Here is a 22,022-nt window from a genome sequence, read left to right on the forward strand (position 1 = left end):
GGCCTGATCGGCCCCTTTGCTTACCTGGCGATCGTCTTTGCCGGCGATCAGGCCTGGTGGCGCAAGGGCGTAAGCCCTGGACATGATGATCTGGCTGGCAGTCGCCAGTAGACCGATCATCAGCAATAGCCCGAGGTCATGCTGCGACAGCGGTTGCCAGGCCCAAGCCAGGGGGATGGCCGAGATCAGCGCGCTGAACAGTGAAAAATAGAACACGATCCGAAACGCCGGCTCGGTGTCGCTCATTTCTCGAATCGAAACAAACGCGAATGCAGCCAGGATGCTGGCTGTCAGACCGATCAGCGTATGGCTGTCCAGCAGCGCCGCAGATGGCTTGGCCACCAGCAATACACCAACGAGGCCAATGCCTGACGTTAGTAGCATGCGCTTGGTCAGCGGCTCTTTAAGCCACCACCAGGCGATTATTGGGGTAAACACTGGGGCCGAGTAAGTGAACAGCATGGCGTCAGTTAGCGGCAGGTGGGCAATGGCGTAGAAGAAGCAGTACATCGCCGCCAAGCCATAGGTGGTGCGCCACAGGTGTGACTTTAAGCGCCCGGTCTTAAGCGGCTGCACGCCTTTGAGCAGTATCAGCGGCAGAAAGAACAGCACGCCCACCAGGTTGCGAAAAAACACCACCGATTCGTTGTTGACGCTGACGGAGACCTCGCGGATCGCGCCTCCCATAAACGAAAACAACAGCGCTGAAAGTGCCAGTAATGCCGCACCGTGTAACGGCTTGACCGAGCGCGTGAGCATTAGCTGCGCAGCAGTGGATAAAGCTCTTTGAGCAGCTTGCTGCGGCTGAACACCATCTGCCAGCGATGGCCGCCCAATTGGCGCCACAGGCGCGCAGAACGAATCCCGGCAAGCAGCAGTGCGCGGATTTTCGCCGCATTATTGGCCTGCTGCAGATGGCGCATGTCGCCTTGCACCTGAATGCGTTGGCGGAACGTGCTGATAGTGTCCTGGTACAGGCTGCCGCAGTTGGCGATGACGTTCTCATGGGTCGAGCCAAAGAGCTCAACCTGCTGCTGAATCTGATCGAGGCGGCTGCCCATCACTTGCAGCATATCGCCGCGTTTATTCAGTTGCCGCTCCAGCGCGGTCAAGGCCAAGGCGTAGCGCAATGGCTCGCGCTGCAGGCTGGCTGGGTCACGCTCGAGTGCGCCCACCAGGGCGCGGTAACCCTCACGCAAATTCAGGTCATCGCCGCCATACACGTCCAGCGTGTTCTTCGGGTCGCGCACCAGCAGGCTGTTGATCATGCATGCCACAGCGGGCTCACTGACCTGGCCGGTTCGCGCCAGCGTATCGACCAATACGGCGGACTCGAATACCGCCCCGAGGGCGATCAACTGCTCACGGATTGGGTTCACGTTTGCGGCTCCTGCATGGTCCATGGCTCGGCGACTTCAATGACACCGCCGCCCAGGCAGATTTCGCCGTCGTAAAACACCACGGACTGCCCTGGCGTAACTGCGCGCTGCGGCTCGGCAAACGTCGCACGGAAGCCGCTAGGGGTTTGTTCAAGCGTGCAGGCTTGATCGCTCTGGCGATAACGTACTTTGGCGGTCAGCTCACGTGGGGTGGTTAAATCAACCGGATTGACCCAGTAGATCTCGGAGGCGAGCAGGGCGCGGCTAAACAACCAGGGGTGCTGATTACCTTGGCCTACCACCAGCACGTTGCGCGTGAGGTCTTTTTGCAGCACATACCAAGGCTCATCACTAGCATCTTTCAGACCGCCAATGCCCAAGCCCTGGCGCTGACCGATGGTGTGGTACATCAGGCCGTGGTGGCGACCGATAACCTCGCCCTCAGTGGTTTCGATATTGCCCGGTTGCGCCGGTAGGTATTGCTTGAGGAAGTCGCTGAAGCGCCGCTCACCGATAAAGCAGATACCCGTGGAGTCTTTCTTCTTCGCCGTGGCCAGCTGGTATTTCTCGGCAATGGCGCGCACGGCAGGTTTTTCCAGCTCGCCAACCGGGAACAGCGTTTTAGCAATCTGCTCGCCACCCACGGCATGCAGGAAGTAGCTCTGATCCTTATTTGGATCCAAACCTTTAAGCAGTTCTGTACGGCCGTCGATGTCGCGCCGACGCACATAGTGGCCGGTGGCAATCAGGTCGGCACCCAGCATCAGGGCGTAGTCGAGGAAAGCCTTGAACTTGATTTCGCGGTTACACAGGATGTCCGGATTGGGCGTTCGCCCGGCCTTATATTCGGCCAGGAAGTGTTCGAACACGTTGTCCCAGTATTCGGCGGCAAAGTTGGCGGTGTGCAGCTTGATGCCAATTTTGTCGCACACCGCCTGCGCATCCGCCAGATCGTCCATGGCGGTGCAGTAGTCGGTGCCGTCGTCTTCGTCCCAGTTCTTCATGAACAGGCCTTCGACCTGGTAGCCCTGCTCGAGCAGGAGCAAGGCGGAAACGGAGGAATCTACGCCGCCGGACATGCCGACGATGACGCGTTGGGTGCTTGGCGCTTGCATGGGAATACTGGACACGGCTTCGAAAAAGAGGGCGATTCTAGCAGGCTGAGGTGCTTGGCCGTTAATCGCGGATAAGTGACAGCGGAAAACAGTGCCCGCTCAGGTAGTCATCGATACAGCGCACTACCAACTCACTGCGCCAGCGCTCGGGTTGCGCCGCTAGCTCGTCACGGGTCAGCCAGCGTGGGCCTATGATGCCGTGATCTAGCGTGTACTCGGGATGATGACGCAACGCTTTACCGGCAAAACATACGCGCTGGTAGGTCACACCATTGCTCGGGGCGGTGTACAGGTAGATCCCCGTAACGCCCGTCAGCTCGATATCCCAGCCGGTTTCTTCAAGCGTTTCGCGAATGGCGGCTTGCAGCAGGCTTTCGTTGGCGTCCAAGTGGCCAGCGGGCTGATTGAATACCGCTCGCCCCTCGGCCATTTCTTCAACCAAAAGGAAGCGCCCTTGGTCCTCAATAACGGTGGCGACGGTGATGTGTGGCTGCCAATCCATAGGTGTTTACCTGTTGTTAAGCATAAATCATTAGGTGATTGCTCTGCGGCTAAACGCAGAACCCCCGGCGCAAGGCCAGGGGTTCTGGGTTACTACAGGTTTCGCGTCAAACGTTACGCCAGTGCAGCAAGGGCCGCATTAAACGTAGCGCTGGGGCGCATAACCTGGCTGGTCAGCTGTGGATTGGAGCGGTAGTAACCGCCAATATCCACAGGCTTGCCCTGCACAGCACTAAGCTCAGCAACGATAGCGGCTTCATTGTCGCCCAGGGCCTTTGCCAATGGCGCGAACTGTGCCTGCAGCGCCAAGTCTTCAGTCTGCGCTGCCAGCTCTTGTGTCCAGTAGAGCGCCAAGTAGAAGTGGCTGCCACGGTTGTCCAGCTCGCCGGTTTTGCGCGAAGGCGACTTGTTGCTGTCGAGCAACTTGCCGGTCGCGGCGTCCAGGGTGGTGCCCAGGAGTTTAGCTTTGGCGTTGTTGGTCTTGATACCGGTCTCTTCCAGAGATACCGCCAGGGCCAGGAACTCGCCCAGCGAGTCCCAGCGCAAGTGGTTCTCTTCGATCAGCTGCTGCACGTGCTTGGGTGCTGAACCGCCCGCACCTGTTTCGTACATGCCGCCGCCTGCCATCAACGGAACGATGGAGAGCATCTTCGCCGAGGTGCCCAGCTCCATGATTGGGAAGAGGTCGGTCAGGTAGTCGCGCAATACGTTGCCGGTCACCGAAATGGTGTCCAGGCCACGAATCAAGCGCTCCATGCTCACGCGGATGGCTTGGTTGTAATCCATCATGCGGATATCCAGACCGGTGAGGTCATGGTCCTGCAGATAAACTTCTACCTTCTTCTGCAGCTCGCGGTCGTGAGCGCGCTCTGGGTCGAGCCAGAAGATTGCCGGTGTATTGGATTGACGGGCGCGGGTAACGGCCAGCTTGACCCAGTCACGGATCGGTGCGTCTTTGGTCTGGCAGGCGCGCCAGATGTCGCCGGCCTCAACTTCGTGCTGCATCAGTACAGTGCCATCGGCCAGCACAACACGCATGCTGCCATCGACGGTCATTTCGAAGGTTTTATCGTGCGAGCCGTATTCTTCAGCCTTCTGCGCCATCAGGCCGACGTTCGGTACGCTGCCCATGGTGGTAGGGTCGAACGCGCCGTTGGTTTTGCAGAAATTGATCATTTCCTGGTAGATGCGGGCGTAGGTGCTTTCCGGCATCACCGCTTTGGTGTCCTTGAGCTTGCCGTCTTTGCCCCACATCTGCCCGGAGCTGCGGATCATCGCTGGCATCGAGGCGTCGACGATTACGTCGCTTGGGATGTGCAGGTTGGTGATGCCCTTGACCGAATCAACCATGGCCATTTCAGGGCGACCGCTGTAGCAGGCGTGGATGTCGTCGAGAATTTCTTCCTGCTGTGAGGCCGGCAGGGATTTGATTTTGTCGTAGACGCTGCTGATGCCGTTGTTCGGGTTAACGCCCAGCTCTTCGAACAGCTTGCCGTATTTATCGAACACATCTTTGTAGTAAACGCTGACGGCGTGACCAAAGACGATCGGGTGAGACACCTTCATCATGGTCGCCTTGACGTGCAGGGACCACATTACACCGGTGTCCTTGCAGTCCTGCAGGGTCTTCTCGAAGAAGTCGCGCAGCTTGCGGCAGCTCATGTACATGCTGTCGAAGACTTCGCCTTCTTGCAGGGCGAGTTGCTTTTTGACTTCGACCTTGCCGTCTTTGCCAACAAATTCAATGCGCACGTCGCCGGCGTTTGCCATGGTGATCGACTGCTCGCTGGAGAAGAAGTCGCCGCCGCGCATGTAGTCAGCGTGGGACTGCGAAGCCATGCTCCACTTACCCATCGAATGCGGATGCTTGCGCACAAAGGCTTTTACCGCGGCAGGTGCGCGACGGTCGGAGTTACCTTCACGCAGAACCGGGTTGACCGCGCTGCCGAGCACTTTGCTGTAACGCGCGCGTGCTTCTTTCTCGGCGTCGGTGTGCGGGTCTTCAGGGAAATTGGGGATGTTATAGCCCTGGGCTTGCAGTTCGGCGATAGCGGCTTTGAGCTGCGGCACCGAGGCACTGATGTTCGGCAGTTTGATGATGTTGGCTTCGGGAGAGGTCGCCAGAACGGCCAGCTTAGCCAGGTCATCATCGACCTGCTTGTCGGCATCCAGCTGGTCAGCAAAGCTGGCGAGGATGCGGGCTGCAAGAGATATGTCGCGTGTTTCGACAGCAATACCAGCAGAGGCTGCGAAGGCTTCTACAATAGGTAGCAGCGAATAGGTCGCAAGGGCTGGGGCTTCGTCAGTGAAGGTATAAATGATCTTCGAAGGGGTGGACATTTAGAGTTAACTCTCTTCTTTGCTGAGCGTACATAAGCACTCGACATGCGCAGGTAAGCGCACAAGCCCAATGAAGAGCGGACTTGAAATCGAGGTCTTGCCGCGGTGATGTTGGATGCACCAGTAGAGTGTTGAGCATTTCGAGCCGTTGAATCGCTGTAGCAGTTCGACGGTATCAAGACGCGAGCCACTTATTCGGGGTACCTACGCCTCATGACCTGTTGGTCAGCGCGCAGTATATCACTGCGGCAGCGCGTCGCAGAATGCCTTGGCGCATAAGACCAACGAACATATGGTTTCGCCCGAATCAAGTGGGGTACTCTCGGGTGATCTGACGGTTTAACCACAAGACGGAGTCCAGCATGGGATACCAAAAGATCCAGGTGCCAGCAACCGGTGACAAAATCACCGTAAATGCCGATACATCTCTGAACGTACCGAATAATCCAATCATTCCCTTCATTGAAGGGGATGGCATCGGCGTTGATATCAGCCCGGTGATGATCAAGGTCGTCGATGCTGCCGTTCACAAAGCCTATGGCGGCGAGCGCAAGATCTCCTGGATGGAGGTGTACGCCGGCGAAAAAGCCACTCAGGTTTACGATCAGGACACCTGGCTGCCCCAGGAAACCCTGGATGCAGTCAAAGATTATGTGGTGTCCATCAAGGGCCCGCTGACCACGCCAGTGGGTGGCGGCATCCGCTCCTTGAACGTGGCCCTGCGTCAGCAGCTTGATTTGTACGTCTGCCTGCGCCCAGTGCGCTGGTTTGAAGGCGTACCGAGCCCAGTTAAGAAACCGGGTGATGTCGACATGACCATCTTCCGTGAAAACTCGGAAGACATTTATGCCGGTATCGAGTGGAAAGCCGGCTCGCCAGAAGCAAACAAAGTGATCAAATTCCTCAAAGAGGAAATGGGCGTTACCAAAATTCGCTTTGACCAGGATTGTGGTATCGGCGTTAAACCGGTGTCCAAGCAGGGTACCAAGCGTCTGGCGCGCAAGGCATTGCAGTACGTGGTCGATAACGACCGCGACTCACTTACCATCGTGCACAAAGGCAATATCATGAAGTTCACCGAAGGTGCCTTCAAAGAGTGGGCTTATGAAATTGCTGCTGAAGAGTTCGGCGCAACCCTGCTCGACGGCGGTCCTTGGATGCAGTTCAAGAATCCGAAAACAGGTAAGAACGTCATCGTTAAGGATGCTATCGCCGACGCCATGCTGCAGCAGATCCTGTTGCGCCCAGCCGAGTATGACGTAATTGCCACCTTGAACCTCAATGGTGACTATCTATCAGACGCCCTAGCTGCTGAAGTGGGTGGTATTGGTATCGCTCCAGGCGCCAACCTCTCCGACACCATTGCGATGTTCGAGGCCACTCACGGCACTGCGCCGAAGTACGCCGGTAAAGATCAGGTGAATCCGGGGTCGTTGATCCTGTCCGCTGAAATGATGCTGCGTCACATGGGCTGGGTCGAAGCTGCCGATCTGATTATCAAGGGCACCAATGGCGCTATCTCGGCCAAGACAGTGACCTATGATTTTGAGCGCCTGATGGATGGTGCCAAGTTGCTGTCTTGCTCGGCATTTGGTGATGCATTGATTTCGCACATGTAAGGGAAGCGCTGATAAAAAGGCCGGTCATTTGACCGGCCTTTTTATTGTGCGATTACCCGCCTATAAAAGACGTCAGGCTTGTACCGGTGAATCCTGAGTTTGCTTAATTGCAGCGGGTGCTTCATTGGCAGCGAAAGCTGCACTGATGTTAACGGCGTGGAGCCCTTTGGGGCCTTGAATAATATCGAAGCTTACTGACTGGCCAGCCTTCAGCGTTTTATAGCCGTCCATCTGGATGGCCGAGTAGTGGGCAAACAGGTCCTCATCTCGACCATCGGCCACGATAAACCCGTAACCTTTGGCGTTGTTGAACCACTTGACCTTACCGCTAACCATGCTGATATCCCTCTGCAAAGGACTCCATCACTGGAGTATCATCCACCTCATTCCACACGTTGCTTGACATGCGCTAGCAACACTGCGAAACCCCTTTAATACCCGCTCAGGGTATTCATTGTTTGTAACACCGTTTTGCCGATAGTCAAGGCAATGCTGTAACTGGCTGAGAAGCCAGTCAAACTCTGTCCTGTACAGACTATTCGCCCATCAACGAAGCTATTCAGCATGCATGCACGTAGCCAGATTCGACTAACATCCAACCAAGATGATCCCGCTGAGCATGAGGAAGATTCCTATGGCTTAGCCGTACAGGAGGCCAAGCCAGCACTGCAGGCACCTCCGATGTACAAGGTGATCTTGTTCAATGATGACTACACGCCTATGGATTTTGTCGTCGAAATTCTTGAGGTGTTTTTCAACCTGAATCGAGAGCAAGCGACCAAAATCATGCTGGCCGTCCATACAGAGGGGCGGGCAGTGTGCGGAATTTTTACTCGCGATATTGCTGAAACCAAAGCGACACAGGTGAATCAATATGCGAGAGAGAGCCAGCATCCGCTACTCTGTGAAATAGAGAAGGACGGTTAACGCCGGCCACTTGGGCATGAGGTGAAGCTATGTTAAATCGAGAGCTCGAAGTTACCCTCAATCTGGCTTTCAAGGAGGCACGTACCAAGCGTCATGAATTTATGACAGTTGAGCACTTGTTACTTGCCCTTCTGGATAACGAGGCTGCCGCCAGCGTGTTACGTGCTTGCGGGGCTAACCTAGATAAACTGCGGCATGACCTGCAGGAATTTATCGACTCCACCACCCCGCTTATCCCTCAACATGATGAAGAGCGCGAGACGCAGCCTACGCTGGGTTTTCAGCGCGTTCTGCAGCGCGCGGTTTTCCATGTGCAGAGTTCCGGCAAGCGTGAAGTGACCGGTGCCAATGTGCTGGTTGCGATCTTTAGTGAGCAGGAAAGTCAGGCCGTATTCCTGCTTAAGCAGCAGAGCGTTGCGCGTATTGATGTGGTCAATTTTATTGCTCATGGCATATCCAAGGTGCCCGGTCACGGCGGCCATGCGGAAACCGAGCAGGAAATGCAGGACGAAGAGGGTGGTGAGTCTTCCAGCTCCAGTAATCCACTAGATGCTTATGCCAGCAACCTAAACGAACTGGCTCGCCAGGGGCGTATTGACCCACTGGTGGGTCGTGAGATGGAAGTTGAGCGTGTTGCGCAGATTCTCGCGCGCCGCCGCAAGAATAATCCTCTGCTGGTCGGTGAGGCCGGCGTAGGTAAGACGGCTATTGCTGAGGGGTTGGCCAAGCGCATTGTCGACAAGCAAGTGCCTGATTTGCTGGCGGATAGCGTGGTCTATTCACTGGATCTCGGTGCACTGCTGGCCGGGACCAAATATCGTGGTGATTTTGAGAAACGACTGAAAGCTCTGCTCAATGAACTGCGTAAACGCCCGCATGCCATTTTGTTTATTGATGAAATCCACACCATTATCGGCGCAGGTGCTGCTTCTGGCGGGGTGATGGATGCCTCCAACCTGCTTAAGCCCATGCTGTCTTCTGGGGAAATTCGCTGCATTGGCTCGACTACTTTCCAGGAATTCCGCGGCATCTTCGAGAAAGACCGCGCGTTAGCACGGCGCTTCCAAAAAGTTGATGTGGTTGAGCCATCGGTAGAGGACACCATTGGTATCCTGCGCGGCCTGAAGGGGCGTTTCGAACAGCACCACAGTATTGAATACAGTGATGAGGCCTTACGGGCCGCCGCGGAACTGGCTTCGCGCTATATCAATGACCGGCACATGCCGGACAAGGCCATTGACGTGATCGATGAGGCCGGTGCCTACCAGCGCCTGCAGCCTTTGGATAAGCGCTTGACCCGTATCGATGTCGCACAAGTGGAAGATATCGTGGCGAAAATTGCCCGCATTCCACCTAAGCATGTCAGCAGCTCGGATAAAGAATTGCTACGCAATCTTGAGCGCGACTTAAAGCTCACCGTGTTTGGCCAGGATGACGCGATTGACTCGCTGTCCACGGCAATCAAGCTGTCGCGCGCCGGCCTTAAAGCGCCCGATAAACCGGTCGGTTCGTTTTTGTTTGCCGGTCCCACCGGGGTTGGTAAGACTGAAGCGGCTCGCCAGCTGGCTAAAGCCTTGGGCGTTGAACTGGTGCGTTTTGACATGTCTGAGTACATGGAGCGTCATACTGTGTCGCGCTTGATAGGTGCGCCGCCTGGTTATGTCGGTTTTGATCAAGGTGGCCTGTTAACCGAGGCCATAACCAAAACGCCGCACTGTGTGCTGCTGCTCGATGAGATCGAAAAGGCTCACCCTGAAGTCTTTAACCTGTTGCTGCAGGTCATGGACCACGGAACCCTGACCGATAACAACGGCCGCAAAGCAGACTTCCGCAACGTGATTGTGATCATGACGACTAACGCAGGGGCCGAAACGGCTGCGCGTGCATCCATTGGCTTCACCCATCAGGACCACTCGTCTGATGCCATGGAAGTGATCAAGAAGAGCTTCACGCCTGAGTTCCGTAACCGCCTGGATACCATTATTCAGTTCGGCCGGCTGAGTCATGAGGTGATTAAAAGCATCGTCGACAAGTTCCTTACCGAGCTGCAGGCGCAGCTTGAGGACAAGCGGGTTACGCTGGAAGTCAGTAGTGCGGCGCGCAGCTGGTTGGCGCAGAGCGGTTACGACGTGCAAATGGGGGCCCGACCAATGGCTCGCTTGATCCAGGACAAGATCAAGCGGCCGCTGGCGGAAGAGATTCTCTTTGGCGAGCTAGCTGACCACGGTGGTGTGGTGCACATCGATATAGAAGATGGCGAACTGACCTTTGAGTTCGAAACCACTGCAGAAATGGCTTAAGCGAAGTTTGCTTTCGCCCACAAAAACGCCCGGCAATGCCGGGCGTTTTTACTGGAGCTTGGTGTAACAGATGCCGGAAAACTAGGTTTTCAGCGGCCTGTTAACGGGCGCGATAGGTAATGCGGCCCTTGCTCAAGTCATAAGGCGTAAGTTCAACGCGAACTTTGTCGCCAGTCAGAATGCGGATGTAATTTTTGCGCATCTTTCCGGAGATGTGCGCAGTAACGACGTGCCCATTTTCCAACTCCACACGGAACATGGTGTTGGGCAGGGTGTCGACGACAGTGCCTTCCATTTCGAAGCTGTCTTCTTTCGACATGCAGTAAAGCCCTCGGTATCCAATGAATGGCCCGGTGCAACTGGCGCCAGGCAAAAGCGGCGTGCATTGTGCCCGAATTTTGGGGTTTACGCCAAGAGCTTCAGTTAAGGCTGGTCCAGCGCTGGTTAGCGAACAGCTCAATAGGGCGGTATTCGGTCTTGTAACTCATTTTGCGGCAGTTCTTAATCCAGTAACCCAAATAGACCGCATGCAGCTCAAGCCGGGCGGCTTCGGCAATTTGCCAGAGGATGGCAAAGCGCCCGAGGCTGCGCCGTTCCTCGCTTGGCTCGTAAAAGGTGTAAACCGCAGATAATCCATTGGGTAGCACGTCGGTCACTGCAATTGCCAGCAGCTGGCTGTCCAGGCGGAACTCATAGAAACGTGAGAACGTCAGGTCGCGTACCAAAAATGTCGAAAACTGTTCGCGGCTTGGCGGATGCATATCTCCATCAGCATGCCGCTGTTCAATGTAACGCGCGTACAGCGCGTAATATTCTTCGGTAAATGCTGGGCGCACGAGGCGCACCTGGATGTCCTGATTGCGCTTGAGTATGCGCCGCTGTTGGCGGCTGGGGTTGAACTGTGTCGCAGGAATGCGCGCCGGGACGCAAGCGCTGCACTGTTGGCAGTGCGGGCGGTAGAGATGATCACCGCTGCGGCGGAAACCCATTTCTGAAAGTTCAGCGTAAACCTGCACGTCCATGGGCTGACTGGGGTCGAGGAACAGCGTTGTAGCCTGTTCGTCGGGCAGGTAGCTGCAGGCGTGCGGTTGAGTGGCGTAAAACTTCAGGCGGGCCAGCTCAGTCATGATCGGCTCTCGGGATCGGTCTTCAGCAAGTGTAAGCCAGGCTGGCAAACTCGCCTAGGCGAGCCAGTCTGCTCGGCTGGGCTGGTCAAGGTGAGCGCTCAGGTAGAGGGCGAAATCAGTGCGTGAAATCGTTTGGGCGCCCAGGCTGAGTAAATGCTCGGTTGGCATCTGGCAGTCGATCAGGACAAATCCCCAGCGCTGCAACTGCTCAACCAGGGTGACGAAACCCACTTTGGATGCGTTATCGGCGTGGCTAAACATCGATTCACCAAAAAACAGCTGGCCCATGGCCAAGCCATACAGGCCGCCAACCAGCTCGTTCTCACGCCATACTTCAACTGAGTGCGCTACGCCTCGGCGGTGCAGCTCAAGGTAGGCGTCCTGCATCGGGCTAGTGATCCATGTGTCTGCCGCATAACTGCGCGGGCCGGCACAGGCGCGAATGACGTCAGCAAATGCGCGGTCAAAGGTCACCCGATAACGGCCTTGGCGCAACACTTTGGCCAAGCTGCGCGAGATATGCAGGTTGTCGGGAAACAAAACGGTGCGCGGGTCTGGCGACCACCAGAGAATTGGCTGGCCATCCTGAAACCAGGGGAAGCAGCCATGACGATAAGCCTGAATCAAACGTTCTGGGCGCAGGTCACCACCAGCAGCTAGCAAGCCATTGGGTTCGCGCAGGGCTTTAGATAGCGGCGGGAAATCCAGAGAGTCGCGTTGCAGCCACGTCAGCATAAGCAGGGCCGGGATTCGGATAGATGAGAGGGGAGGGCGGATGTGTGTCCGCCCAAGGATGGATCAGTTGTCGTCGAGGAATTTCTCGACATCCAGCGCTGCCATGCAGCCGGCACCGGCCGAAGTGATGGCCTGGCGGTAGACGTGGTCGGCCACGTCCCCTGCCGCGAACACCCCGTCGATGCTGGTGGCGGTGGCATTACCTTCATTGCCGCCTTTGATCAGCAGGTAGCCGTCACGCATGTTCAGCTGTCCCTGGAATAGATCGGTATTGGGCTTGTGACCGATGGCGATAAACACGCCTGCAAGTGGCAGATCGGTTGTGACACCGGTTTGCGTGTCTTTAAGGCGTGCCCCGGTAACACCGGTGTTGTCGCCCAGCACTTCTTCCAACGAGTGGTTCCAATGCAGCACTACGTTACCGTTTGCAGCCTTGTCGAACAGCTTGTCCTGAAGAATCTTCTCGGAGCGCAGCTTGTCGCGGCGATGCACCAAGTGGACTTCCTTAGCGATATTCGACAAGTACAGTGCTTCTTCAACCGCAGTGTTACCGCCGCCGATTACTGCGACCACTTGGTTGCGATAAAAGAAGCCGTCGCAGGTTGCGCAGGCCGAAACACCCTTGCCAGCAAAGGCCTCTTCCGATGGCAGGCCCAGGTACTGCGCCGATGCGCCGGTGGCAATAATCAGGGCATCACAGGTGTAAGTGCCGCTGTCGCCTTTTAATGTGAAAGGGCGCGACTGCAACTCGGCGGTGTGGATGTGGTCATAGACGATCTCGGTATCGAAGCGCTCGGCATGCTTTTGCATGCGTTCCATCAGCGCTGGCCCGGTCAGGCCTTCGACATCGCCGGGCCAGTTGTCCACCTCAGTAGTTGTGGTCAGCTGACCGCCAGGTTGCATGCCGGTAATGATCACAGGCTTAAGGTTGGCGCGGGCGGCGTAAACGGCAGCGCTATAACCAGCAGGGCCGGAGCCCAGGATGATCAAGCGTGAATGCTTGACTTCGCTCATAAAAACACCTCATAAGCCTTTGTCACAAAAGAGAATGCATGCTCAAATTGAGCTGCGCGCAAGACAGTGGCCGATATGCTACACCGAAGCAGGTAACGAGCGGGAGTCAACTGCCGCCGCTCGCGCCAGCGAGACCTGGAGCCTGGCACCACCTCGCTAAACCCGTACAATCGCGGCATGTTTACCGTTAATCCCTTATTCGGCGCCCCAGGTGCAGGAACACAAGCGTTTTGAAGAAATCTAGCCCAACCGCACAACTCCCAATCTGGCGTCAGCAGCTGCCTTCTCGACTGAAAGAAGGCGCATTGATTGGCTTGGGTGCGCTTTGTCTTTATCTGTGGATGGCGCTGCTGACTTACGATGCGGCCGACCCTGGTTGGACCCACACCAGCAACGTTGAGCAGGTACAGAACTCAGCCGGGCGCGCTGGTGCCTGGTTCGCTGACATTCTGTTTATGGCGCTGGGCTATTTCGCCTATTTATTCCCGCTACTACTGGCCGTTAAAACATGGCAAGTGTTCCGCACCCGGCATCAGCCTTGGCAGTGGAGCGGCTGGCTGTTCTCTTGGCGGCTAATCGGCCTGATGTTTCTGGTGTTGTCCGGGGCCGCGCTGGCATTTATTCATTTTGATTCCAGTTCAAGCATGCCGGCCTCTGCTGGCGGCGCCCTAGGAGAGAGCTTAGGGCAGTTGGCCATCAATGGCCTGAACGTGCAGGGCAGCACGCTGTTATTGATTGCCTTGTTCCTTTTCGGGTTGACGGTGTTTACCGACCTGTCATGGTTCAAGGTGATGGACCTGACCGGCAAGATCACCCTGGACCTTATCGAGCTGATCCAGAGCCTGGCCAACCGCTGGTGGAATGCGCGGGTTGAGCGCAAGCAACTGGTGGCGCAGCTGCGCGAGGTCGATGAGCGGGTCAGTGATGTCTCTGCACCGATTGTGTTGGATCGTCGCGAGCAGGCCAAAGTCAAAGAACGCCTTATTCAGCGCGAAGAGTCACTGAGTAAACACATGAGCGAGCGCATCAACCGCGCCGCACCGGTAATCGCACCGACCACTACGCCGAAAGAGCCTGAGCCCAGCAAACGTGTGCTCAAAGAAAAACAGGTCAACCTATTCGAGGACAGCGTCCTTGCTGGCAGCCTGCCACCCTTATCGATCCTCGATGTGGCGGAAAAAGTTCAGAAGAAATACTCGCCTGAATACCTGGAGGCGATGTCACGGCTGCTGGAAATTAAACTCAAGGAGTTTGGTGTCGAGGTCATCGTCGAGTCCGTTCATCCCGGCCCGGTGATTACCCGCTTCGAAATCCAGCCAGCTGCCGGGATCAAAGTCAGCCGTATCTCCGGCCTGGCCAAAGACTTGGCGCGCTCGATGGCGATCATCAGCGTGCGGGTGGTGGAAGTGATCCCTGGCAAGACCACCGTCGGTATTGAAATTCCTAACGAAGACCGGCAGATAGTGCGCTTCTCCGAAGTGCTGTCGTCGCCTGAGTACGACGAAGCCAAGTCGCCGGTGACCCTGGCCCTGGGTCACGATATCGGTGGCAAGCCGGTGATTACCGACCTGGCCAAAATGCCCCACCTGCTGGTGGCCGGTACTACCGGTTCGGGTAAGTCGGTAGGGGTCAACGCAATGATCTTGTCGATCCTGTTCAAGTCCACGCCAGAAGAGGCGCGCTTGATCATGATCGACCCGAAAATGCTTGAGCTGTCGATCTACGAAGGCATTCCGCACCTGTTATGCCCCGTGGTTACTGACATGAAAGAGGCTGCCAACGCTCTGCGCTGGTCGGTCGCCGAGATGGAGCGTCGTTACAAGCTGATGTCGAAGATGGGCGTGCGTAACCTGGCGGGCTTCAACCGCAAGGTCAAAGACGCCATCGATGCCGGTGAGCCGCTGTCCGACCCGCTGTACAAACGCGAAAGCATGCACGATGAAGCGCCGCTGCTTAAGCCGCTGCCGACCATTGTGGTAGTGGTCGATGAGTTTGCCGACATGATGATGATTGTCGGCAAAAAGGTTGAAGAGCTGATCGCGCGTATCGCCCAGAAAGCCCGTGCGGCGGGGATTCACCTGATTCTCGCCACACAGCGGCCCTCGGTGGATGTGATCACTGGCCTGATCAAGGCCAACATTCCGACCCGCATGGCGTTTCAGGTATCGAGCAAGATCGACTCGCGGACCATTCTTGACCAAGGCGGTGCCGAACAACTGCTCGGGCACGGTGACATGCTCTACATGCCGCCGGGCACCAGTTTGCCGATCCGTGTACACGGTGCATTCGTTTCCGACGAAGAAGTCCACCGCGTCGTGGAAGCCTGGAAACAGCGCGGCACGCCGGACTATATCGATGACATCCTCAACGGCGCTGAAGAGGCCGGTAGTGGTTTTGAAGGCAGCGGTGAGGGTGGTGAAGGCAGTGAGACAGATGCGCTTTATGATGAGGCGGTCAATTTCGTCCTCGAGAGCCGGCGCGCTTCAATTTCGGCGGTGCAGCGTAAACTTAAAATCGGCTACAACCGTGCTGCACGGATGATTGAGGCCATGGAAATGGCTGGCGTCGTCACCTCAATGAACACCAATGGCTCTCGTGAGGTCATAGCCCCGAGCCCCGTTCGCGATTAACACTTCGCCCTGAACTGATAAGGATCCCCATGCGCCTGATTCGCATGCTGTTGCTGACCGTACTGAGTTTTACCAGCGTTGCCGCCATGGCTGACGATGAAGTCGCTGTGCAGCGCTTGACCGAGCTGCTCAATCAGGCGCAAACCATTACTGCGCGCTTTTCCCAGCTGACGCTGGATGGCAGCGGTACTCAGCTGCAGGAAACCGCCGGTCAGCTTGTGCTCAAGCGCCCAGGTCTGTTCCGCTGGCACACCGATGCTCCGATGGAGCAATTGCTGGTTTCCAATGGCGAAAAAGTCTGGCTGTATGACCCGGATTTGCTGCAAGTGACCATCCAGACCCTTGACCAGCGTCTGACTCACACCCCGGCGCTGCTGCTTTCCGGCGATGTATCGAAGATTCGCGAGAACTTCGACATCAGCCACAAGGAAGGCGGCAATGTGGTCGACTTCATCCTCAAGCCCAAGTCCAAAGACACCCTGTTCGACAGCCTGCGTCTGTCGTTCCGTAACAACGTGCTGAATGACATGCAGTTGATCGACAGCATTGGTCAGCGCACCAATATTCTGTTCCTCAACGTGAAAATGAATGAGCCGCAAGACGACGCGCAATTCACCTTCGACGTTCCGGCCGGCGCCGACGTGATCCAAGAGTAGAAACACTCGAGCAAGAGGCGTTAACCCCCGATCATGGACCTGTTTCGCAAGGCCCCCGTTGCTCAACCTCTGGCTGCCCGCTTGCGTGCAGCCAGCCTCGACGATTACGTCGGCCAGGAGCATTTGCTCGCCCGTGGCAAGCCCTTGCGTGAAGCCCTGGAGCAGGGGGCGCTGCACTCAATGATCTTCTGGGGGCCGCCCGGCGTGGGTAAAACCACCCTGGCGCGGCTATTGGCCCAGGTTTCCGACGCGCATTTCGAAACGATTTCCGCCGTGCTCTCGGGGGTCAAGGAAATCCGACAGGCAGTCGAAGTGGCCCAGCAACACGCTGCGCAATACGGCCGCCAGACCATCCTGTTTGTCGACGAAGTACACCGCTTCAACAAGTCCCAGCAGGATGCTTTTCTGCCTTATGTGGAAGACGGCACGCTGATCTTTATTGGCGCGACCACGGAAAACCCTTCGTTCGAGCTGAACAACGCCTTGCTCTCACGGGCGCGCGTTTACGTGCTTAAGAGCCTGGATGAAAGCGCGTTGCGCAAACTGGTCGAGCGCGCCTTAAGTGACCCGAAAGGCCTGGGCGAGCGCCAACTGAGCCTGCCCGAAGAAAGTTTTAAGATTCTCCAGGCAGCCGCCGATGGTGATGGCCGCCGTTTGCTCAACTTTCTGGAAAATGCGGCGGACCTGGTAGAGGACGGCAGCGCGATCGATAGCGAGCTGTTGCTCAATCTGCTTGGCGATACCCGCCGGCGCTTCGATAAGGGCGGCGAAGCCTTTTACGACCAGATATCCGCGCTGCACAAATCTGTACGCGGCTCCAGCCCAGACGGCGCGCTGTATTGGTTTGCACGCATGCTCGATGGCGGCTGTGATCCGTTGTATATCGCTCGGCGTGTGGTGCGCATGGCCAGCGAGGACATTGGCAACGCAGACCCACGCGCCTTAACCCTGTGCCTGAATGCTTGGGATGTTCAAGAGCGTCTGGGCAGCCCCGAGGGCGAACTAGCCGTGGCTCAGGCTATTGTCTACCTGGCCTGCGCGCCAAAAAGTAATGCGGTTTACAACGCTTTTAACGCCGCCAAACGCGATGCCGCCGAACATGGCTCGCAGGAAGTCCCGCTGCACCTGCGCAACGCGCCAACCAAACTGATGAAAGAGTTGGGCTATGGCGACGAATACCGTTATGCCCACGATGAACCCGATGCCTATGCGGCTGGGGAAGATTACTTCCCGGAAGCCTTCGAGCCGCGTCACTACTATCAGCCTGTGCCGCGTGGTTTGGAGCTGAAGATTCGCGACAAGCTGCAGCACTTGCAGAATCAAGATCGCAATAGCCCTCGGCAGCGGAGAAAACCATGATTCGTGTGGCCTTGGCCGTAGCCCTCGGTGGCGCAGTCGGCTCCGTTTTGCGCTTTCTAACCGCCAGTTGGGTCGCCGCACAATGGCCGCGGTACTTTTACATTGGCACCTTCACCGTCAACATCCTTGGCTGCCTGCTGATCGGCCTGCTCTCTGGGTTATTGCTGCTGCGCAGCGATCTGCCCATCGAGTTGCGCAGCGGCTTGATCATTGGCCTGCTCGGCGGTTTTACCACCTTCTCCTCATTCAGCCTGGAGCTACTCAAGCTGTTTGAAAGTGGCCGCCACAATGAGGCATTTGCCTACCTGTTATGCAGCGTTTTGGGTGGTGTCACCGCGGTTTGGGGCGGATTTAGCCTGGCACGCCTCTACCAGTAGCGCCTTGTCTAACCCGCGGTGTGGCACGCGACCCTGTTAAAGCCTTAAACTGCGCGGCATTGCGCGCCATGGCAACGGCCATGCAAACCCTTGTGATGTGTTGAGACCAGAACATGCTCGATTCCAAACTCGTTCGTACCCAGCTCCATGAAGTGGCCGAGCGCCTGGCCACCCGTGGCTTTGTACTTGATGTTGCACGCTTCGAAGCGCTCGAAGCCCAGCGCAAAACTGTGCAGACCCGCACTGAGCAGCTGCAGGCCGAGCGCAACAGTCGTTCCAAATCCATTGGCCAGGCCAAACAGCGCGGTGAAGACATTGCGCCACTGCTGGCCGATGTCGACCAGATGGGCAGTGATCTGGAGGCGGGCAAGCGTGAGCTTGATGCCATTCAAAGCGAACTCGACATCCTGCTGCTGAATATCCCCAACCTGCCGCATGAGTCGGTACCGATTGGCGAAGACGAAGACGGCAACGTCGAGGTGGCACGTTGGGGCACGCCGCGTAGCTTCGATTTCCCGATTCAGGACCACGTTGCGTTGGGTGAACAGCACGGCTGGCTGGATTTTGAAACCGCCGCCAAGCTGTCCGGTGCGCGCTTTGCCCTGTTGCGTGGCCCCATCGCTCGCCTGCACCGTGCCCTGGCACAGTTCATGATCAACCTGCACACTGGCGAGCACGGCTACGAAGAAGCCTACACGCCTTATCTGGTGCAGGCGCCAGCGCTGCAAGGCACCGGCCAGTTGCCGAAATTCGAAGAAGACCTGTTCAAGATCAGCCGTGAAGGCGAAGCGGATCTGTATCTGATCCCAACCGCTGAAGTGTCGCTGACCAATATCGTCGCCGGCGAGATTCTTGATCCGAAGCAGCTGCCGCTGAAGCTGGTTGCGCATACCCCATGCTTCCGTAGCGAGGCCGGAGCATCCGGTCGCGATACCCGTGGGATGATCCGTCAGCACCAGTTCGATAAAGTCGAGATGGTGCAGATTGTCGAGCCAAGCCAATCCTTTGAGGCATTGGAAAGCCTGACCGGCAACGCCGAGCGCGTGCTGCAGTTGCTTGAACTGCCTTATCGCAAGCTGGCGCTATGCACGGGCGACATGGGTTTTGGCGCGGTTAAAACCTACGACCTCGAAGTCTGGGTGCCGAGCCAGGACAAGTACCGCGAAATTTCCTCCTGCTCCAACTGTGGTGATTTCCAGGCCCGCCGTATGCAAGCGCGCTACCGTAACCCGGAAACTGGCAAGCCAGAGCTGCTGCACACCCTCAATGGCTCGGGCCTGGCAGTCGGCCGCACCCTGGTTGCGGTACTGGAAAACTACCAGCAGGCCGACGGTAGCATTCGCGTACCGGACGTTCTGAAGCCCTATATGGGCGGTATCGAAGTGATCGGCTAAGCAGCGCTTCTGTTACCTGCGACGGGGCGGCCAATACCGCCCCGTTTTGTTTATCTGATTGAGAGTGCGTGTCATGGATTTTCTGCCCCTGTTCCACAAGCTGCAGGATCGCCTGGTACTGGTGGTCGGTGGCGGTGAAGTCGCCGTGCGCAAGGCGCGCTTGCTCAGCGATGCCGGTGCCAAGTTGCGGGTGGTCGCGCCTGATATCCGTGAAGAACTGCGTGAAATGGCCGCGGCCCGCCAGGGTGAGGTGCTGCTGCGTGATTACCAGCCGGATGATTTACACGGCGTGGCGCTGATTATTGCTGCCACCGACGACGAGCCGCTGAATGCCGAGATATCGGCCCAGGCCCAGGCGTTGGGTATTCCGGTCAACGTGGTGGATGCGCCGAAGCTGTGCAGCGTGATTTTCCCGGCCATCGTCGACCGCTCACCGTTGATTGTGGCGATTACCAGTGGCGGCGATGCGCCGGTGCTGGCTCGGCTGATCCGCGCCAAAATCGAAACCTGGATTCCTTCGACCTATGGTCAGCTTGCTGGCTTGGCAAAGCGCTTCCGCGCCCAGGTCAAAGGCCTGTTTCCCGATGTACAGCAGCGCCGTGTGTTCTGGGAAGACGTGTTCCAGGGCCAAGTGGCCGAAAGTGTGTTCGCCGGCAAACTGCAGGAAGGTCAGCGCCTGCTGGAAGAAAAAATTGCCGGCATTGCACCGCGCGCACTCGGTGAGGTGTACCTAGTTGGCGCCGGGCCGGGTGACCCTGACTTGCTGACCTTCCGTGCCCTGCGCCTGATGCAGCAAGCCGATGTGGTGCTGTACGACCGCCTGGTAGCGCCGGCGATTATCGAGCTGTGCCGCCGCGATGCTGAACGTATCTATGTGGGCAAACAGCGCGCCGAGCACGCACTGCCGCAGGAGCAAATCAATCAACGCCTGGTCACTCTGGCCAAAGAAGGCAAACGTGTACTGCGCCTCAAGGGCGGCGATCCGTTTATTTTCGGTCGCGGTGGCGAAGAAATTGAAGAGCTGGCCGCTCACGGTATTCCGTTTCAAGTTGTGCCGGGCATTACTGCGGCGTCAGGCTGCGCGGCCTATGCGGGGATTCCACTGACCCACCGTGACCATGCGCAATCGGTACGTTTTGTGACCGGGCACTTGAAAGATGGCAGCAGTGATCTGCCTTGGAACGAGCTCACAGCTTCCAGCCAGACCCTGGTGTTTTATATGGGCCTGGTGGGTTTGCCCATGATTTGCAAACAGCTGATCGCCCATGGGCGCGCCGCATCAACGCCGGCGGCATTGATCCAGCAGGGCACCACACAAAACCAGCGGGTGTTTACCGGGACATTGGCCAACCTGGCCGAGCTGGTCGCCGAGCATGAAGTGCATGCGCCAACCCTGGTGATCGTCGGCGAAGTGGTGCAGTTGCGCGAAAAGCTGGCTTGGTTCGAAGACGCTACTCGCCGCGATTAAGCGGCTGTAGGAGCTGGGACCCTCTGCTGGGTCCCAGGGGCATACTTAGCCTTGGTAAATTCCCTTACCCACTAGACGCTCACGGTCATGCGCTCGGTCTAAGGCTAACTGCGGCCCCTTGGGGATCACCCCGGTTGGGTTAATGGTGGCGTGGCTGGCGTAGTAGTGACTTTTGATGTGGATGAAATCCACGGTCTCGGCAATACCTGGCCACTGATACAGCTCACGCAGCCAGTTGGACAGGTTGGGATAGTCCTCCAATCGGCGCAGGTTGCACTTGAAGTGGCCATGGTAAACCGCATCGAAGCGGATCAACGTGGTGAACAAGCGGATATCCGCTTCTGTCAGATACTCGCCGGCCAGATAGCGGCGGCTGTTCAGGCTGGCTTCTAGATCATCCAAAGCGTCGAAAAGCTCATCGAACGCTTCCTCATAAGCATCCTGGCGCGTGGCAAAACCCGCACGGTACACGCCGTTATTGATGGCGGGGTAGATGCGCTCATTGAGGGCGTCGATCTGCTCGCGTAAATGCTCGGGGTAAAAATCGAGGCGATTGCCCGTCAGTGCATCGAAGGCACCGTTGAACATGCGAATGATCTCGGCTGACTCATTGCTGACGATGCGTTTCTGTTGTGTGTCCCACAGCAGGGGGACCGTCACTCGCCCGGTGTATTGAGCGTCATCGGCGGTATAGCGTTGGTACAGGTAGGTCAGGTCGTCGAGGGCATCAGCGCTGGCACCGTGCTCGGTGTCGAACGTCCAGCCATGCTCGCGCATTAACCAGCTGACGACCGAAACGCCAATCAGCGGTTGCAAGCCTTTTAGCTGGCGCAAAATCAGCGTGCGGTGCGCCCATGGGCAGGCGAGTGAGACATACAGGTGATAGCGCCCAGCTTCTGCGGCAAAGCCACCAGTGCCACTGGGGCCCGCCGCGCCGTCGGCGGTGATCCAATTGCGCCGTTGTGCGTCTTCACGTTGAAAGCGGCCGTTGTCGCCGGTGTCATACCACTGGTCTCGCCAGTGTCCGTCTATAAGCAGGCCCATAGGACTGACTCCGTGATGCATGAAGGGTCAGTCTAAC

Annotated in this window: 20 protein-coding genes; 9 read left to right on the forward strand and 11 right to left on the reverse strand. The window is 57.2% G+C overall.

Annotated elements, in window-relative coordinates:
- The 5 genes from SOP97_RS11690 to SOP97_RS11710 all read right to left on the reverse strand — a co-directional run.
- Positions 1-759, reverse strand: a 759-nt coding sequence (locus tag SOP97_RS11690) for a DMT family transporter (protein ID WP_322949279.1), incomplete at its 3' end; no start/stop codon positions are given.
- Entirely contained in the window at positions 759-1,379 is a 621-nt protein-coding gene (hflD, locus tag SOP97_RS11695) for a high frequency lysogenization protein HflD (RefSeq protein WP_274089173.1), read from the reverse strand. The genes hflD and SOP97_RS11690, both read right to left, overlap by 1 nt.
- Complete coding sequence (mnmA, locus tag SOP97_RS11700; RefSeq protein ID WP_274089174.1) at positions 1,376-2,494, reverse strand: tRNA 2-thiouridine(34) synthase MnmA; 1,119 nt, start codon at positions 2,492-2,494, stop codon at positions 1,376-1,378. The genes hflD and mnmA overlap by 4 nt, the downstream gene beginning before the upstream one ends.
- A 61-nt stretch (positions 2,495-2,555) precedes the next feature.
- Positions 2,556-2,996, reverse strand: a complete 441-nt coding sequence (locus SOP97_RS11705; protein ID WP_274089175.1) for an NUDIX hydrolase — start codon at positions 2,994-2,996, stop codon at positions 2,556-2,558.
- Between the two features lie 113 nt (positions 2,997-3,109).
- A complete protein-coding gene (locus SOP97_RS11710) occupies positions 3,110-5,335 on the reverse strand; it encodes an NADP-dependent isocitrate dehydrogenase (RefSeq protein WP_322949280.1) in 2,226 nt (741 codons plus the stop codon).
- A gap of 362 nt (positions 5,336-5,697) precedes the next feature.
- On the opposite strand from SOP97_RS11710, the gene icd reads away from it, so the two are divergent.
- The gene (icd, locus tag SOP97_RS11715; RefSeq protein WP_274089177.1) at positions 5,698-6,954 is read left to right on the forward strand and encodes an NADP-dependent isocitrate dehydrogenase; all 1,257 of its coding nucleotides are present in this window, start codon (positions 5,698-5,700) and stop codon (positions 6,952-6,954) included.
- 72 nt (positions 6,955-7,026) lie between these two features.
- Here the strand turns inward: icd and cspD are convergent, their stop codons facing one another.
- The gene (cspD, locus tag SOP97_RS11720) at positions 7,027-7,290 is read right to left on the reverse strand and encodes a cold shock domain-containing protein CspD (RefSeq protein ID WP_274089178.1); all 264 of its coding nucleotides are present in this window, start codon (positions 7,288-7,290) and stop codon (positions 7,027-7,029) included.
- Between the two features lie 228 nt (positions 7,291-7,518).
- On the opposite strand from cspD, the gene clpS reads away from it, so the two are divergent.
- Positions 7,519-7,881 (forward strand): ATP-dependent Clp protease adapter ClpS, encoded by a 363-nt coding sequence (gene clpS / locus SOP97_RS11725; RefSeq protein WP_274089179.1) that lies wholly within the window; start codon positions 7,519-7,521, stop codon positions 7,879-7,881.
- A gap of 29 nt (positions 7,882-7,910) precedes the next feature.
- Positions 7,911-10,181, forward strand: coding sequence for an ATP-dependent Clp protease ATP-binding subunit ClpA (gene clpA, locus SOP97_RS11730; protein ID WP_274089180.1), 2,271 nt, complete (start codon positions 7,911-7,913; stop codon positions 10,179-10,181).
- A gap of 100 nt (positions 10,182-10,281) precedes the next feature.
- Here the strand turns inward: clpA and infA are convergent, their stop codons facing one another.
- The 4 genes from infA to trxB all read right to left on the reverse strand — a co-directional run bounded on the left by infA (position 10,282) and on the right by trxB (position 13,057).
- Positions 10,282-10,500 (reverse strand): translation initiation factor IF-1, encoded by a 219-nt coding sequence (gene infA, locus SOP97_RS11735; RefSeq protein ID WP_002553999.1) that lies wholly within the window; start codon positions 10,498-10,500, stop codon positions 10,282-10,284.
- A 100-nt stretch (positions 10,501-10,600) separates the two neighbouring features.
- Positions 10,601-11,308: an arginyltransferase gene (locus tag SOP97_RS11740; protein ID WP_322949281.1), complete on the reverse strand. Its 708-nt coding sequence runs from the start codon at positions 11,306-11,308 to the stop codon at positions 10,601-10,603.
- A gap of 54 nt (positions 11,309-11,362) precedes the next feature.
- Positions 11,363-12,043, reverse strand: a complete 681-nt coding sequence (gene aat / locus SOP97_RS11745; protein ID WP_274089182.1) for a leucyl/phenylalanyl-tRNA--protein transferase — start codon at positions 12,041-12,043, stop codon at positions 11,363-11,365.
- 63 nt (positions 12,044-12,106) lie between these two features.
- Positions 12,107-13,057 carry a thioredoxin-disulfide reductase gene (trxB, locus tag SOP97_RS11750; protein ID WP_274089183.1) on the reverse strand — a complete coding sequence of 317 codons (951 nt, stop codon included), beginning with the start codon at positions 13,055-13,057 and terminating at the stop codon, positions 12,107-12,109.
- A gap of 197 nt (positions 13,058-13,254) precedes the next feature.
- Here trxB and ftsK point away from each other — a divergent pair, with 197 nt between their 5' ends.
- The 6 genes from ftsK (at position 13,255) to cysG (ending at position 20,941) form a co-directional block, all read left to right on the forward strand.
- Complete coding sequence (ftsK, locus tag SOP97_RS11755) at positions 13,255-15,687, forward strand: DNA translocase FtsK (protein ID WP_411912056.1); 2,433 nt, start codon at positions 13,255-13,257, stop codon at positions 15,685-15,687.
- 29 nt (positions 15,688-15,716) lie between these two features.
- Complete coding sequence (gene lolA / locus SOP97_RS11760; protein ID WP_274089185.1) at positions 15,717-16,343, forward strand: outer membrane lipoprotein chaperone LolA; 627 nt, start codon at positions 15,717-15,719, stop codon at positions 16,341-16,343.
- A 33-nt stretch (positions 16,344-16,376) separates the two neighbouring features.
- Positions 16,377-17,702 (forward strand): replication-associated recombination protein A, encoded by a 1,326-nt coding sequence (locus SOP97_RS11765; protein ID WP_274089186.1) that lies wholly within the window; start codon positions 16,377-16,379, stop codon positions 17,700-17,702.
- Positions 17,699-18,079, forward strand: coding sequence for a fluoride efflux transporter CrcB (gene crcB / locus SOP97_RS11770; protein ID WP_274089187.1), 381 nt, complete (start codon positions 17,699-17,701; stop codon positions 18,077-18,079). Before SOP97_RS11765 ends, crcB begins: the two co-directional genes overlap by 4 nt.
- A 113-nt stretch (positions 18,080-18,192) precedes the next feature.
- Entirely contained in the window at positions 18,193-19,473 is a 1,281-nt protein-coding gene (gene serS / locus SOP97_RS11775) for a serine--tRNA ligase (protein WP_274089188.1), read from the forward strand.
- A 73-nt stretch (positions 19,474-19,546) separates the two neighbouring features.
- Positions 19,547-20,941 carry a siroheme synthase CysG gene (cysG, locus tag SOP97_RS11780; RefSeq protein WP_322949282.1) on the forward strand — a complete coding sequence of 465 codons (1,395 nt, stop codon included), beginning with the start codon at positions 19,547-19,549 and terminating at the stop codon, positions 20,939-20,941.
- A gap of 45 nt (positions 20,942-20,986) precedes the next feature.
- On the opposite strand, the gene SOP97_RS11785 is transcribed toward cysG, so the two are convergent.
- Positions 20,987-21,985: a glutathione S-transferase family protein gene (locus SOP97_RS11785; protein WP_274089190.1), complete on the reverse strand. Its 999-nt coding sequence runs from the start codon at positions 21,983-21,985 to the stop codon at positions 20,987-20,989.
- Positions 21,986-22,022: the final 37 nt, after the last annotated feature.

It is taken from the genome of Pseudomonas spirodelae (assembly GCF_034653255.1).
Taxonomy (GTDB): Bacteria; Pseudomonadota; Gammaproteobacteria; order Pseudomonadales; family Pseudomonadaceae; genus Aquipseudomonas; species Aquipseudomonas spirodelae.